This window comes from Pseudomonas japonica (assembly GCF_013522925.1).
GTDB lineage: Bacteria > Pseudomonadota > Gammaproteobacteria > Pseudomonadales > Pseudomonadaceae > Aquipseudomonas > Aquipseudomonas japonica_A.
On the sequence record NZ_JAAMQU010000002.1, the window covers coordinates 130,253 to 144,167 of the forward strand.

13 protein-coding genes are annotated in these 13,915 nt (G+C 62.6%); 10 read left to right on the forward strand and 3 right to left on the reverse strand.

What is annotated here, in order from left to right; translation table 11 throughout:
- The first annotated feature begins 17 nt into the window (after positions 1-17).
- From G7016_RS03230 to G7016_RS03260, 7 genes are all read left to right on the forward strand, one after another.
- Positions 18-1,025 (forward strand): diguanylate cyclase, encoded by a 1,008-nt coding sequence (locus G7016_RS03230; RefSeq protein WP_181111404.1) that lies wholly within the window; start codon positions 18-20, stop codon positions 1,023-1,025.
- A gap of 87 nt (positions 1,026-1,112) precedes the next feature.
- Positions 1,113-2,208, forward strand: a protein-coding gene (gene prfB, locus G7016_RS03235) for a peptide chain release factor 2 (protein ID WP_181111405.1) whose coding sequence is annotated in 2 segments (ribosomal slippage) — positions 1,113-1,184 and positions 1,186-2,208 — 1,095 coding nt in all. Because the reading frame shifts where the segments join, the coding sequence is not laid out codon by codon here.
- A gap of 160 nt (positions 2,209-2,368) precedes the next feature.
- Positions 2,369-3,871, forward strand: a complete 1,503-nt coding sequence (gene lysS, locus G7016_RS03240) for a lysine--tRNA ligase (protein WP_181111406.1) — start codon at positions 2,369-2,371, stop codon at positions 3,869-3,871.
- A gap of 92 nt (positions 3,872-3,963) precedes the next feature.
- Positions 3,964-4,710, forward strand: coding sequence for a TetR/AcrR family transcriptional regulator (locus G7016_RS03245; protein WP_181111407.1), 747 nt, complete (start codon positions 3,964-3,966; stop codon positions 4,708-4,710).
- A gap of 13 nt (positions 4,711-4,723) precedes the next feature.
- On the forward strand, positions 4,724-5,275 hold the full coding sequence (locus G7016_RS03250; RefSeq protein WP_181111408.1) for a hypothetical protein: 552 nt from the start codon (positions 4,724-4,726) through the stop codon (positions 5,273-5,275).
- Between the two features lie 18 nt (positions 5,276-5,293).
- Entirely contained in the window at positions 5,294-6,571 is a 1,278-nt protein-coding gene (locus G7016_RS03255) for a flavohemoglobin expression-modulating QEGLA motif protein (RefSeq protein WP_181111409.1), read from the forward strand.
- A gap of 28 nt (positions 6,572-6,599) precedes the next feature.
- Entirely contained in the window at positions 6,600-7,436 is an 837-nt protein-coding gene (locus tag G7016_RS03260; protein WP_181111764.1) for an alpha/beta hydrolase, read from the forward strand.
- 74 nt (positions 7,437-7,510) lie between these two features.
- Here G7016_RS03260 and G7016_RS03265 read toward each other — a convergent pair whose 3' ends face one another.
- The 3 genes from G7016_RS03265 to G7016_RS03275 all read right to left on the reverse strand — a co-directional run bounded on the left by G7016_RS03265 (position 7,511) and on the right by G7016_RS03275 (position 9,293).
- Complete coding sequence (locus G7016_RS03265) at positions 7,511-8,293, reverse strand: OmpA family protein (RefSeq protein WP_181111410.1); 783 nt, start codon at positions 8,291-8,293, stop codon at positions 7,511-7,513.
- 40 nt (positions 8,294-8,333) lie between these two features.
- On the reverse strand, positions 8,334-8,747 hold the full coding sequence (locus G7016_RS03270) for a DUF4398 domain-containing protein (RefSeq protein WP_181111765.1): 414 nt from the start codon (positions 8,745-8,747) through the stop codon (positions 8,334-8,336).
- Between the two features lie 165 nt (positions 8,748-8,912).
- Complete coding sequence (locus tag G7016_RS03275; protein ID WP_181111766.1) at positions 8,913-9,293, reverse strand: pilin assembly protein; 381 nt, start codon at positions 9,291-9,293, stop codon at positions 8,913-8,915.
- Positions 9,294-9,453: 160 nt separating this feature from the next.
- Between G7016_RS03275 and ppc the strand changes: the two genes are divergently transcribed.
- The 3 genes from ppc (at position 9,454) to tsaB (ending at position 13,792) form a co-directional block, all read left to right on the forward strand.
- The gene (gene ppc, locus G7016_RS03280) at positions 9,454-12,120 is read left to right on the forward strand and encodes a phosphoenolpyruvate carboxylase (RefSeq protein ID WP_181111411.1); all 2,667 of its coding nucleotides are present in this window, start codon (positions 9,454-9,456) and stop codon (positions 12,118-12,120) included.
- Between the two features lie 259 nt (positions 12,121-12,379).
- Positions 12,380-13,027: an adenylate kinase gene (adk, locus tag G7016_RS03285; RefSeq protein ID WP_181111412.1), complete on the forward strand. Its 648-nt coding sequence runs from the start codon at positions 12,380-12,382 to the stop codon at positions 13,025-13,027.
- Between the two features lie 81 nt (positions 13,028-13,108).
- Positions 13,109-13,792, forward strand: coding sequence for a tRNA (adenosine(37)-N6)-threonylcarbamoyltransferase complex dimerization subunit type 1 TsaB (gene tsaB, locus G7016_RS03290; protein ID WP_181111413.1), 684 nt, complete (start codon positions 13,109-13,111; stop codon positions 13,790-13,792).
- Positions 13,793-13,915: the final 123 nt, after the last annotated feature.

The window sequence follows — 13,915 nt, forward strand, 5'->3', positions numbered from 1 at the left end:
ATTCAGGTGAAAACGCAATGATTGATCTGCAGATCGAGCAGTACAGGTCCACCGATGAAAACAAGGCCATGGTGTTGCTGGTGGATGACCAGGCGATGATCGGGGAAGCCGTGCGGCGCAGCCTGGCGGCCGAACTCAACATCGACTTCCACTTTTGCGCCGACCCCCACCAGGCGATCGCCAACGCCGTGCGCATTCGCCCCACGGTCATCCTTCAGGACCTGGTAATGCCCGGCCTGGATGGCCTTACGCTGGTGCGCGAATACCGTAACCATCCCTCTACCCGGGACATCCCGATCATCGTGCTTTCCACCAAGGAAGACGCGGTGGTCAAGAGCGCTGCCTTCGCCGCGGGCGCCAACGACTACCTGGTCAAACTGCCCGACACGATCGAGCTGATCGCGCGCATTCGCTACCACTCCCGTTCGTACCTCACGCTCCTGCAGCGCGACGAGGCTTATCGGGCACTGCGGGTAAGCCAGCAGCAGTTGCTGGATACCAACCTGGTGTTGCAGCGGCTGATGAACTCAGACGGCCTTACCGGGCTGTCCAATCGCCGGCATTTCGATGAGTACCTTGAGCTGGAGTGGCGCCGTGCCATGCGCGATCAAACTCAGCTGTCGCTGCTGATGATCGATGTGGACTACTTCAAGGCCTACAACGACAACTTCGGCCACCTGGAAGGGGACGAAGCCCTGCGCAAAGTGGCGGACGCCATCCGTGACTGCTCCAGCCGCTCCAGCGACCTCCCGGCCCGCTATGGCGGCGAGGAGTTCGCGCTGGTGCTGCCAAGCACGTCCCCGGCCGGCGCGCGGCTGGTGGCCGAGAAACTGCGGCAGAGCATTGCGGCGCTGGGCATCTGGCATAACGCCCCGGAGCCTGCCTCGCCACTGACGGTGAGCATCGGCCTGGCCACCATGACGCCTGCGCCAGGCACCCACTGCCGGTTGCTCATTCTTGCCGCCGACAAAGGCCTTTACATGGCCAAGCACAGCGGGCGCAATCAGGTGGTGGTCGCCGATTGACCAGTGCAACCGGGCGTAAGCCCGGGAATGAACACGCAAGCGCTGCATGCTATACTCCCCGGCTTTTGACGTGAGTGCGCAGCCGCCATGGAAATCAACCCGATCCTCAACACCATCAAGGACCTCAGCGAACGCTCCGAAACCATTCGGAGGTATCTTTGACTACGATCAGAAGGCTGAACGCCTGACCGAAGTCAATCGCGAGCTTGAAGATCCAAACGTTTGGAACAATCCCGAATACGCCCAGAACCTGGGCCGGGAGCGCTCCACCCTGGCGATCATCGTCAATACCCTGAACGAATTGTCCGGTGGCCTGGCCGATAGCCGCGAGCTGCTCGACATGGCGGTCGAAGAAGACGACGAAGGCGCGGTCGCCGATGTGGTGAGCGAACTGGAGCGCCTGCGCGGTTCGCTGGAAAAGCTCGAATTCCGCCGTATGTTCAGCGGCGAAATGGACGCCAACAACGCCTACCTGGACATCCAGGCCGGTTCCGGCGGCACCGAGGCCCAGGACTGGGCGAACATGCTGCTGCGCATGTACCTGCGCTGGGCTGACAAACGCGGCTTCGACACCACCATCATGGAACTGTCCGAAGGCGAAGTGGCCGGTATCAAGGGCGCTACCCTGCACATCAAGGGCGAATATGCCTTCGGCTGGCTGCGTACCGAAATCGGCGTGCACCGGCTGGTTCGCAAAAGCCCGTTCGACTCGGGCAACCGTCGCCATACCTCGTTCACCGCGGTGTTCGTGTCGCCGGAAATCGACGACAACATCGAGATCGAGATCAACCCGGCGGACCTGCGCATCGACACCTACCGCTCCTCCGGCGCGGGCGGCCAGCACGTAAACACCACCGACTCGGCGGTGCGGATTACCCACGTGCCGACCAACACCGTGGTGAGCTGCCAGAACGAACGCTCCCAGCACGCCAACAAGGACACCGCCATGAAAATGCTGCGGGCCCGGTTGTACGAGCAGGAAGTGCAGAAGCGCAACGCCGCGTCCCAGGCGCTGGAAGACAGCAAATCGGATATTGGCTGGGGCCACCAGATCCGCTCCTACGTGCTGGACGCGTCGCGGATCAAAGACCTGCGCACCGGCGTTGAGCGCAGCGACTGCGACAAGGTGCTGGACGGTGACCTCGACGAATACCTCGAGGCAAGCCTCAAACAGGGCCTCTGACAGGGCCCGTCGGCCCTGGCGGCAAGCTTCAAGTGGCAAGCTGCAAGCCAGAAGCGACTGGCGTTACGCCGGCTTCTGCCTTGCAGCCCTTGATCTTGCTTTTACTTGCAGCTTGAAGCTTGAAGCTTGAAGCCCCAGAAAGACTTTTTACGGATGTGACATGAGCGACCAACCACTCGACCCGCAAGCCCTTCAACAGGAAGAAAACAACCTGATCGCCCTGCGCAAGGAAAAACTTGCTGCCGTGCGCGCCGAAGGTCAGGCCTTCCCTAATGATTTCCGCCGTGACAGCTATGCAGGCGACCTGCAAAAGCAATACGCGGACAAAACCAAGGAAGAGCTCGAAGCTGCGGCGATCCCGGTGAAGGTTGCCGGCCGCATCATGCTCAACCGTGGTTCGTTCATGGTTATCCAGGACATGTCCGGGCGTATCCAGGTTTACGTGAACCGTAAAACCCTGCCCGAAGCCACCCTGGCGCAGGTGAAAACCTGGGACCTGGGCGACATCATTGCCGCCGAAGGCACTCTGGCACGCTCCGGCAAGGGTGACCTGTACGTTGAAATGACCCAGGTGCGCCTGCTCACCAAGTCGCTGCGCCCGTTGCCCGACAAGCACCACGGCCTGACAGACACCGAGCAGCGCTACCGCCAGCGTTATGTGGACCTGATGGTCAACGAAGACGTGCGCGAAACCTTCCGCGTGCGCTCCAAGGTGATCGCTCACATCCGCAGCTTCCTGATGAAGCGCGACTTCCTCGAAGTCGAAACCCCCATGCTGCAGACCATCCCCGGCGGCGCGGCGGCCAAGCCGTTCGAAACCCACCACAATGCCCTGGACATGGAAATGTTCCTGCGCATCGCGCCCGAGCTGTACCTCAAGCGGCTGGTGGTAGGCGGTTTCGAGAAGGTCTTCGAGATCAACCGCAACTTCCGTAACGAAGGCGTTTCCACCCGGCATAACCCCGAGTTCACCATGCTCGAGTTCTACCAGGCTTACGCCGATTACGAAGACAACATGGACCTCACCGAAGAGCTGTTCCGCGAGCTGGCCATGGAGGTGTTGGGTACCACCGACGTGCCCTACGGCGACAAGGTGTTCCACTTCGGCGAACCGTTCGTGCGCCTGTCGGTGTTCGACTCTATCCTCAAGTACAACCCGGACATTACCGCCGAAGACCTCAACAATATCGACAAGGCGCGCGCGATCGCCAAAAAGGCCGGCGCCAAGGTGCTGGGCTTCGAAGGCCTGGGCAAGTTGCAGGTGATGATTTTCGAAGAACTGGTGGAGCACAAGCTGGAGCAGCCGCACTTCATTACCCAGTACCCGTTCGAAGTGTCGCCGCTGGCGCGCCGTAACGACGACAACCCAAGCGTGACCGACCGCTTCGAGCTGTTCATCGGTGGCCGCGAGATCGCCAACGCCTATTCCGAGCTCAACGATGCTGAAGACCAGGCCGAGCGCTTCATGCGCCAGGTGGCGGACAAGGACGCTGGTGATGACGAAGCCATGCACTACGACGCCGACTTCGTACGGGCGCTGGAATACGGCATGCCGCCCACCGCGGGTGAAGGCATCGGTATCGACCGCCTGGTGATGCTGCTGACGAATTCGCCGTCCATTCGCGACGTGATTCTCTTCCCGCACATGCGCCCGCAAGCCTGACTGTACGAAACATCGCCTTGTAGGAAGCGGCGGGGCCGGCCATCCGCTTCCTGCAAGGTGAGCTGCCTCCTGCAGAGTCGGGAGGCCGGGATATGGATGGCGACAACCTGAAAGGATCTGAAGTGGAACCCGCAACCGTTTCAACCAGCGCTGCTGGCGTGGCAAGTGCCGTGGCCATGAGTGTGCAATACGAGGGGCGCAAGCCCGCCAGGGAGGGCAGCGAACAACGCCGCCAGGCCATCCTCGATGCCGCCATGCGCATTGTTGTGCGCGACGGCGTGCGCGGCGTGCGCCATCGCGCGGTGGCGGCCGAAGCCGGGGTTCCGCTGTCGGCTACCACTTACTATTTCAAAGACATCGAAGACCTGCTGGCCGATACCTTCGCCCGCTATGTAGAGCGCAGCGCTGCGCACATGGCCAAGCTGTGGGCCAGCAGCGAGGAGATGTTGCGCCAGTTGCTCGCCGCTACCGATCAAACGGCCGAAGCGCGCGGTCGCCTGGCCGACGCCATCGCGCGAATGACCGCCGACTACGTGCGCAAGCAGCTGAATACCCGCCGCGATTACCTCATGGCCGAACAAGCCTTCCGCCAGGAGGCCCTGCTCACGCCTCGCCTGGCCGGCCTGGTGTTGTCGCACCAACGCATCCTTCACGAAGGGGCTTGCCAGATGCTGCGCGTATTGGGCTCACGCTGCCCCGAGCAGGACGCACAAGTGTTGACGGCGTTGATCGGGCAGATGGAATATCAGGCGCTGTTGGCCCCCGACCAGGCGGCCGAAGACACCGGGATGCTCGACATTCTCACCCGCTACATGCACCTGGTACTGGCCGCAGCCTGAAGGAGGCCCGGGGATGAACGTCTGGCGCACGCTGTTCGCGGTCATGCTGGTGGGCGCCCTGCTCAGTGGTTGCCTGGCCACGTTCGATGAGCCCATCCCGCCGGGGCAAAAGGCGCCCGCGGCCTTGCTTGGCCAATGGCAGGCCCGGGATGCCTGGGGCGAGCACCTGAACCTCAAGATCCAGCCCGCCGCTGAGGGGCATTACAGCGCCATCAGCTACCAGAAAGGTTCTCCTGCCCCACGGGATCAGGCGACCTTTACCGTAAGCCGCCACGGGGGCCGCTGGTACGCATCTGCGCCCATGCCCAAGGCCTATGGTGGGCGCTTCGCTATCGTTGGCTTCGAACTGAGCGATGCGGACGAATTGGTGGTCTACAACCTGGACCTGGAGCGCTTGCAGCAGGCGATAGCCCAGGGTGCCCTCGCCGGTGAGCGCTTCGACACGCGTGACGGCCAGGGCGTTGCCGTACGCTCAAGCCCGGCCCAAGTGTTCGCCTGGCTGGACGACCCGGCCAACACGGATGTGTTCGTGGAAATCGCCCGCTACAAACGGGTTGCACGCTGACTTCACAAGGGAGGGCCGATGGACGACTACCAGCAAACGGTGCGAGTGCTGTCCGATCGTATTGTTGCCGCGCAAACCCCTATTCGTATCCTCGATGCGGTGAAATGGGACGACAACGTCCGCCAGGCGTTCCTCAAGGCCAAGGGCAAAGCCCTGCCTGAAGTGGACCGCGCCTGGTACCAGAGCCGGCCGTTGGGCTTCGACGCGACGGCCGTGCGGGTGGAATTCCAGAGTATCGAGCGCGAGGTCACGCGGCAGCTGGGGCAATTCAACCCGGTAGGGCAGATCATGCGCCGCATGTGCCGCGAATACCGGATGGTGGTGCGCATGCTGGAAGCCCGGGGCACTGAGGATTTCGGGCTCATTTCACAGGAGTTGTATGGCGCGGCTTCCGATGCGTTCCATGCTGGCGACCCCACCCTGGCAGACCTCGGCATGATGCTGTCCGATTACCTCAATAACATCGACGGCCGTGGGGACCTTAAAGACGAGATAAAAAACCTCACGGCCAAGGAAGCGGTAGACATGCTGCAAAGCCGGCTCAACCGCGTATTCGGCGAAACCGAAGGCACTATCCGCGTGTTCGAGTCCGATGGCATCGTGGCCGACGCCGCGGCCGGCGCTGATTACATCAAGATCCGCGCCGACGCCATGTTCAACGAGCGGGATGTGCGCGCGCTGGAGGTGCATGAGGGCCTGGTGCATGTGGGCACCACACTGAACGGGTTGAACCAGCCTATCTGCACCTTCCTGGCCAAGGGGCCGCCGTCCTCTACCGTCACGCAGGAAGGGCTGGCCATCCTCATGGAGGTGATTGCCTTCGCCTCCTACCCCAGCCGCCTGCGCAAGCTCACCAACCGCACCCGTGCCATTCACATGGTGGAGGAGGGGGCGGACTTCCTTCAAGTGTTCGATTTCTTCCAGGAGCAAGGCTTCGGCATGGCCGAGAGCTACGGTAATGCCAGCCGGGTATTCCGCGGTTCCACCCCTACGGGGCTGCCCTTTACCAAGGACCTGTCCTACCTCAAGGGCTTCATCATGGTCTACAACTACATCCAGCTCGCGGTTCGCAAGGGCAAGCTGGAGCAGGTGTCGCTGTTGTTCTGCGGCAAGACCACCCTGGAAGACATGCGTATCCTGCGCCAGTTGGTGGAAGAAGGCCTGGTAGCGCCGCCCAAGTACCTCCCGGAACAGTTCCGTGACATGAATGCGCTGTCGGCGTGGATGTGCTTCTCCAACTTCCTCAATCACCTGAGCCTGGACCGCATTGAAGCGGATTACGCGAACATCATTTAAAGCCTTGGGGCTGGCGCTGCTGCTGGGCATGTCCGGCTGCAGCAGCCTGCTGTTCTATCCCGAGCCCGGCGAGCCCTTCACGCCTGATGTGGCAAAGCTGGCCTGGCGCCCGCTAGCGCTGCAAAGCGCCGATGGCGTTCGCCTGCATGCCTGGTGGTTGCCAGCCAAGGCCGGTGTGCCGGTCAAGGGTACGGTGCTGCACCTGCATGGCAACGGCGGCAACCTATCCCGCCACCTGGGCGGCAGTTGGTGGCTGCCGGCCGAGGGGTATCAGGTATTGATGCTGGATTACCGCGGCTATGGGCTATCCGAAGGCAGTGCCGACCTGCCGGGGGTGTACCTCGACATACAAGCGGCGCTCGACTGGCTGCGCCAGGCACCGGAAACCCAAGGCCAGCCGTTGATACTGCTGGGGCAAAGCCTGGGTGGCGCGCTGGGCATCCATTACCTGGCCGGGCACCCGAGCGAAGCGGCGCGTTTCAAGGCCTTGGTATTCGACGGTGCGCCCGCCAGTTATCGCAAGGTGGGCCGCTTTGCCCTGAGCACCTCGTGGCTGACCTGGCCTCTGCAGGTGCCGTTGTCCTGGATCGTGCCGGACGGTGACAGCGCCATCGCGGCGGCTGAGCACATCGGGCCCATCCCCAAGTTGTTGTTCCAGAGCCTGGATGACAGCGTGGTGCCGCTGGAAAACGGCATAGAGCTGTACAAGGCCTTGCCACCGCCCCGTGTGCTGCAACTGACCCGTGGGGGCCATGTGCAAACCTTCGCCGACCCCACCTTCCGCCAGGTGATGCTGCACTTCCTCGAGGACCCCAGCCACTTCGACGGGCTGCGCCGGTTGGGCGAGATTCCCAATTACCCGTAGCAGCTGGCCTTGGCGCCAACCGCCCACAAAAAAGCCAGCCCCGAGGGGCTGGCTTTTTCATGCAACTGCGGCGCTTAGTGCATCGAGGAGCGTGGCGCGACGGGCTGGTTGTCGTTGGAAATGGTCACTTCCACACGACGGTTCATGGCGCGGCCCGAGCTGCTGCTGTTGTCAGCTACGGGGTACTGCTTGCCGTAGCCTTGAGCGACGATGCGCTTGGCGTCTACACCCTGGCGAACCAGCGCGGCCATCACGGAGGTGGCACGGGCCTGGGACAGGCTCTGGTTGTAGGAATCCGACCCAGTGGCGTCGGTATACCCTTCGATGATGACCTGACGGTCCGGGTTGTCCTTCAGGAACTGAGCCAGCTGGATGACGTTGGTCATGCCGCTGGGCTTGAGCTCGGACTTGTTCAGGTCGAACAGTACGTCGCCGAAGGTCACCAGGGTGCCACGGTCGGTCTGCTTGGCGTTCAGGCTGTCCTGCAACTTCTTGATCTGAGCGTCGCGAGCGTCCAGCTGTGCCTTGGCGCGCAGGGCGGCGGCGTTCTTGATGTCATCTTCGGACGTGCGCAGGGCGATGGTCTGCTTGGCGAATTCCACGCGCTGGTTGGTCAGGTAGGCCAGTTGGTCGACCTTCTGCTTGTCGTCGCCTTCACGGTAGGCCTTGTCGGCCTTGTCCAGCCATTCCGAAGCATCCTTGGTTTCCAGCGCAGCCAGGGTCGCGGATTTCGGGTTGGTCTGCAGCGAGGAGTAGTTGGTGCGGGCGCTTTCCAGGTTGGCGTTCGGGTCGTGCGAGCAAGCGCTCAAGCTAACGGCCACGGCCAGCAGGGCAGGGATCATCAAATGTTTACGCATGGGGGTTCTTCCTTATCTGTCCAAAGTGCACTCGGGGCGGTTACTGAGCGTTGCGCATGCCTTCCTGGCGCAGTTCTTCCACGCCCTGGTGCGCGTCGTCCACGGCCTTCTGTGCCTTGGCGGCCTGTGCCTTGCGCTCGGCTACGCGAGCGTCCCACTCAGCCTGTTCGGCAAGCATTTTTGCCTTGTCGTAGTCTTCGTCGTGCATGGCGATTTCGGCCGCCTTGAATTTGTCCTGGGCCGATTTGGTTTCCACGGCCGCGTATTCGGTCCCGCCAGCGCTTACCGCGCTGTTCACGGCCGATTGGGCCAGCGCGTATTGCTCAGTGGGTGGGTTACCGGCGCAACCGGCCAGAATGAAGCTGCTGCCCAGCGCCAGAGCGGCGAGCTTGAGCCCACGGACTGCGTTGGACGAGGGTTTGGCAGTGCAAGTCTTCATGATCTTCGACTCCATAGGAGGGCTTTCAAAAAACAACTTATCCATGGCAGCGGCCTGGGCAGCGTAACCGCGGGCATACTACTGCGATGGCTAATGTTTGGGACTCAAGTGTTTTTCTGATAGTTCACAAAACTGTCCAAAGGAATGAATTTTTACTTCCTGAAGGCTCTGGGACAGGGCCTAGCGGCCGCTTTCCGTCAGGCCTTGGGCGGCAGTATCGACTGTCTCGGGTGTGTCTTTTTGGTTAAGTTCGTCCAGATAACGACGAGACAGTGCAAGGAAGCGCGGTGTCGGCCCGATGTCTTCGTACATAGGGTCGCCTTCTTCATCGGTAGCGATCACCTTGGTTCCGCGGATATACGGAAAGCTGGTTTCAAGCTCTTCGAGCGCCGCGCCGATCAGCTCTCCGAGCAGTTCTTCGGCATGGTGTTTCGGATACATTTCCTGCAACGCCGACAGGCGAGCGGCCGATTCAACGTCCAGATGGATGCTGTAGGGTGTTTTGGTCAGGCGGCCTTTGGCGTTCTGTTCCCAATGCCGGGCGAGCTCACGGATTTTCATGGGCACCTCATGGGTCGGATAGGTCATTGCGAGGCCAAACAGCCGTGCATCCACAAGGCTGAATAAGGCGTACAGGAGTATTGAGCGGTTTTTCCGGGCCGCGTTCATTTGCCGCTGCGCTATCCTGCCTGCGTCTGCCGGCCATCAGAGGAGCAAGGACATGAGCGAAATCGATGCGCGCCTGCGTGAGCGGGTCCATGTGTTGGGCGAATTGCTCGGCACCACCATTCGCGAGCAATACGGCGAAGCCTTCCTCGAAAAGATCGAGCGCATCCGGCAAGGGGCCAAGGCCGATCGCCGCAGCGCGACCGCCAGCACCGCGCAGCTGCGCGACAGCCTCGATGACCTGAGCGAGGACGAGCTACTGCCGGTGGCACGGGCGTTCACTCAATTTTTGAACCTGGCCAACATCGCAGAGCAGTACCAGTTGATCCGCCGGCGGGCCGAAGGCGACGCCCCGGTCGCGCAGCTTGCGGACCCGAGTGCGGACATGGCGGATGCCGAGCGCCTGCCCGAGCTGCTGCGCCGCCTGCAAGCCGCCGGGCATGATGCCGACCATCTGGCCCGGCACGTGGGCCGGCTGGATATCGAGCTGGTGCTCACCGCGCACCCCACGGAAGTGGCCCGGCGCACGCTGATCCAGAAATACGACGCCATCGCCGCTCAGTTGGCCATGCTGGACCATCGCGACCTTACCGATGCGGAACAGCAAGCCATCCATCACAAGCTGCAGCGGCTGATCGCCGAGGCGTGGCATACCGATGAGATCCGTCGCACCCGTCCCACGCCGGTGGATGAAGCCAAATGGGGTTTTGCGGTGATCGAGCACTCCCTGTGGCACGCGGTGCCCAACCACCTGCGCAAAGTGGATGCTGCGCTGCATGCCGCCACCGGTTTGCACCTGCCACTGGAAGCGGCGCCGATCCGCTTTGCCTCGTGGATGGGCGGCGATCGCGACGGTAACCCCAATGTCACGGCTGCGGTGACCCGCGAGGTGCTGCTGCTGGCGCGGTGGATGGCGGCAGACCTCTTCTTGCGCGACGTGGACCAATTGGCCGCGGAGCTGTCCATGCAGCAGGCCAGCGAAGCGCTGCGTGCACACAGTGGTGATAGCGCCGAGCCCTACCGGCACGTACTGAAGGCATTGCGCGAACGCCTGCGGGCAACGCGCAGCTGGGCCCAGGCCGCCCTTAAGGGCCCGCACCCGGCCGATGCCGAGGTGCTACAGGACAACCATCAACTGCTGGCGCCGCTACAGCTATGTTTTGAGTCGCTGCATGCCTGTGGGATGGGCGTGATCGCCGATGGCCCATTGCTGGACTGTATCCGTCGGGCCGTCACCTTCGGCTTGTTTCTGGTGCGCCTGGACGTTCGCCAGGATGCGGCCCGCCACGCGGCGGCCATGAGCGAAATCACCGAGTATCTGGGGCTGGGGCGCTATGCGGACTGGGACGAAGACGACCGGGTAGCCTTCCTGCTGACAGAGCTGAACAACCGCCGGCCGTTATTGCCGGCCCACTTCCGGCCCTCGGCCGAAACCGCCGAAGTGCTGGCCACCTGTCGCGAAGTGGCGGCTGCACCGGCGGCGTCGCTCGGCTCTTATGTCATCTCCATGGCGGGGGCCGCATCAGATGTATTGGCCGTGCAACTGCTATTAAAGGAATCGGGCGTATTGCGACCCATGCGGGTGGTGCCATTGTTCGAAACCCTGGCAGACCTGGACAACGCCGGCCCGGTGATCGAGCGCTTGCTGTCGCTGCCCGGCTATCGCGCCAGGCTCCATGGGCCTCAGGAAGTGATGATCGGTTATTCCGACTCGGCCAAGGACGCTGGCACCACGGCAGCGGCCTGGGCGCAATACCGGGCGCAGGAAACACTGGTGAACATCTGTGCGGAGCAGGGCGTCGAGCTGCTGCTGTTCCATGGCCGCGGCGGGACCGTCGGGCGAGGAGGCGGCCCCGCACACGCGGCCATTTTGTCGCAGCCGCCCGGCTCGGTGGCCGGGCGCTTCCGCACCACTGAGCAAGGGGAGATGATCCGTTTCAAATTCGGCCTGCCTGATATCGCCGAGCAAAACCTGCACCTATACCTTGCGGCCGTGCTCGAGGCCACGCTGCTCCCGCCGCCGCTTCCCGAAGCGCCGTGGCGCGCTCAAATGGACCGCCTGGCCACGGACGGCGTGCAGGCATATCGCAAGGTAGTGCGTGAGCACCCTCAATTCGTGGAGTACTTCCGCCAGTCAACTCCGGAGCAGGAGCTGGGGCGCTTGCCCTTGGGCAGCCGGCCGGCCAAGCGCCGCCAGGGCGGCATCGAAAGCTTGCGTGCTATCCCGTGGATTTTCGGTTGGACGCAAACCCGCCTGATGTTGCCGGCCTGGCTGGGCTGGGAAGCGGCGCTGGGCCAGGCCCTGGAACGGGGCGACGGCCCGGTGCTGGCGCAGATGCGAGAGCGTTGGCCGTTCTTCCGTACCCGCATAGATATGCTGGAAATGGTGCTGGCCAAGGCAGACGCGGACATCGCCAGCCAATATGACGAGCGCCTGGTAGAGGATTCGCTCAAGCCGCTGGGCCAGGAGCTACGCGACCTATTGTCGCAGTGTGCACACCATGTACTGGCGGTCACCGGGCAGCCGAAACTGCTGGCCAGCAGCCCGGATACCCTTGAGTTCTTTGCCCTTCGCAATACCTACCTGGACCCCCTGCATCGCCTGCAGACCGAGCTGCTTGCCCGCTCCCGATCCCAGCAGGGCGCCCCGCACAGCGGGCTAGAGCAGGCGCTGCTGGTAACCGTGGCGGGTATCGCCGCCGGCTTGCGCAACACCGGTTAAGGGAACCTTCCTGATGCGGCAGGAAGTGTCCGCCAGGGCACACCTCGCCGCCCAGGCAGTCACACTTGGTTGCACCTTGCCCGCTGCGGCGGGTTCCTGCGACCTTCGACGGCTTGTCTGGCCTCGGGCGCCTGTGTATCTTGGACAGCCTTTTGGCCGATTTCGGCCAGCCCGAATTTTTTCGGTGGCTCACCGGTAGTTACGTTTTCTCCAGGGTCATCGGCGTTGTCATATAAAAAAACATTTGAGGAGCACATCGATGCGCGTGATTCTGCTGGGAGCTCCCGGAGCCGGGAAAGGTACGCAGGCCAAGTTCATCACCGAGAAGTTCGGTATTCCGCAGATCTCCACTGGCGACATGCTTCGCGCGGCAGTCAAGGCCGGCACTGAACTGGGCCTCAAGGCCAAGGAAGTGATGGCCAGCGGTGGGCTGGTATCCGACGACCTGATCATTGCGTTGGTGAAGGAGCGTATCGCTCAGCCCGATTGCGCCAATGGCTTCCTGTTCGACGGCTTCCCACGCACCATTCCCCAGGCCGAAGCCCTGGTGAAAGCCAACGTTATTCTGGATTACGTTGTGGAAATCAACGTGGCCGACGAAGAAATCGTCAATCGTATCGCCGGCCGTCGCGTACACGAAGCCTCTGGCCGGGTGTACCACACCGTGTTCAATCCGCCGAAGGTTGCCGGCAAGGACGACGTGACCGGTGACGACCTGATCCACCGCGCTGACGACACCGAAGAAACCGTGCGCAAGCGCCTTCAGGTTTACCATGACCAGACCGAGCCGCTGGTGAACTTCTACAAGAACCTGTCCGTGGAACAGGGCAAGCCGAAATACGCCTGTATCGAAGGCGTGGGTACGGTGGAAGACATCACTGGCAAGGTGGTTGCAGCGCTCAGCTGACAGCTTCCCGGATAAACGAAAGCCCGTTCGCGGGCTTTCGTCGTTTATACTCTCTGCCTTTTTTCTGCCCCGGACACCGCAATGCCCACCTTGCTGGCCCTCGATACCGCCACCGAAGCCTGTTCTGTCGCCTTGCTCCATGAGGGTCGGGTACTCAGCCATTATGAGGTGATCCCCCGGCTGCATGCGCAGAAGCTGCTACCGATGATCCAGCAGGTTCTGGCCCAGGCTGGTATCGCGCCAAGTGCGGTGGATGCTATCGCCTTCGGTCGCGGCCCCGGCGCGTTCACCGGGGTTCGCATTGCCATTGGCGTGGTGCAGGGCCTGGCGTTCGCGCTGGATCGCCCTGTGCTCGGCGTTTCCAACCTGGCCGCGCTTGCCCAAGGTGCCTGGCGGCGTCACGGCGAGGCCAGGGTGGCCGCGGCCATCGATGCTCGCATGGATGAAGTGTACTGGGGCTGCTATCAGGAACAGGCCGGCGAAATGCGCCTGTGCGGCATCGAGGCCGTGCTGCCCCCTCATGCGGTGCAGTTGCCGGCCGATAACCCGGAGGGCTGGTACGGCGCTGGCACGGGGTGGGGCTATGCTGATCGCTTGGCGGTCAAGCCCAGGCAGTTCGACGCCATGGCCCTGCCGCACGCGGAAGACGTACTGGCGCTGGCCACGTTCGGCTGGGCGCGTGGCGAGGCCGTCGCCGCTGACCAGGCACAGCCGGTGTACCTGAGGGACAACGTGGCAACGCCAAAGGGCGCTCCTCGCGCCTGAGCCGGGTTCCGACAGCCCGAGGGGTTTTCGACCCACGGCCCTAAACCTTTTGCACGTTATGTGGTCCAGTTATCACCGAGTCAGTGCTGGGGGCGCTACAGTGCCAGCACGCTGATATCACCT

Coding starts and splice junctions, on each gene's coding strand:
- G7016_RS03230 (WP_181111404.1), top strand. CDS start 18: ATGATTGATCTGCAGATCGAGCAGTACAGGTCCACCGATGAAAACAAG.
- lysS (WP_181111406.1), top strand. CDS start 2,369: ATGAGCGACCAACCACTCGACCCGCAAGCCCTTCAACAGGAAGAAAAC.
- G7016_RS03245 (WP_181111407.1), top strand. CDS start 3,964: ATGGATGGCGACAACCTGAAAGGATCTGAAGTGGAACCCGCAACCGTT.
- G7016_RS03250 (WP_181111408.1), top strand. CDS start 4,724: ATGAACGTCTGGCGCACGCTGTTCGCGGTCATGCTGGTGGGCGCCCTG.
- G7016_RS03255 (WP_181111409.1), top strand. CDS start 5,294: ATGGACGACTACCAGCAAACGGTGCGAGTGCTGTCCGATCGTATTGTT.
- G7016_RS03260 (WP_181111764.1), top strand. CDS start 6,600: ATGTCCGGCTGCAGCAGCCTGCTGTTCTATCCCGAGCCCGGCGAGCCC.
- G7016_RS03265 (WP_181111410.1), bottom strand. CDS start 8,293: ATGCGTAAACATTTGATGATCCCTGCCCTGCTGGCCGTGGCCGTTAGC.
- G7016_RS03270 (WP_181111765.1), bottom strand. CDS start 8,747: ATGGAGTCGAAGATCATGAAGACTTGCACTGCCAAACCCTCGTCCAAC.
- G7016_RS03275 (WP_181111766.1), bottom strand. CDS start 9,293: ATGAAAATCCGTGAGCTCGCCCGGCATTGGGAACAGAACGCCAAAGGC.
- ppc (WP_181111411.1), top strand. CDS start 9,454: ATGAGCGAAATCGATGCGCGCCTGCGTGAGCGGGTCCATGTGTTGGGC.
- adk (WP_181111412.1), top strand. CDS start 12,380: ATGCGCGTGATTCTGCTGGGAGCTCCCGGAGCCGGGAAAGGTACGCAG.
- tsaB (WP_181111413.1), top strand. CDS start 13,109: ATGCCCACCTTGCTGGCCCTCGATACCGCCACCGAAGCCTGTTCTGTC.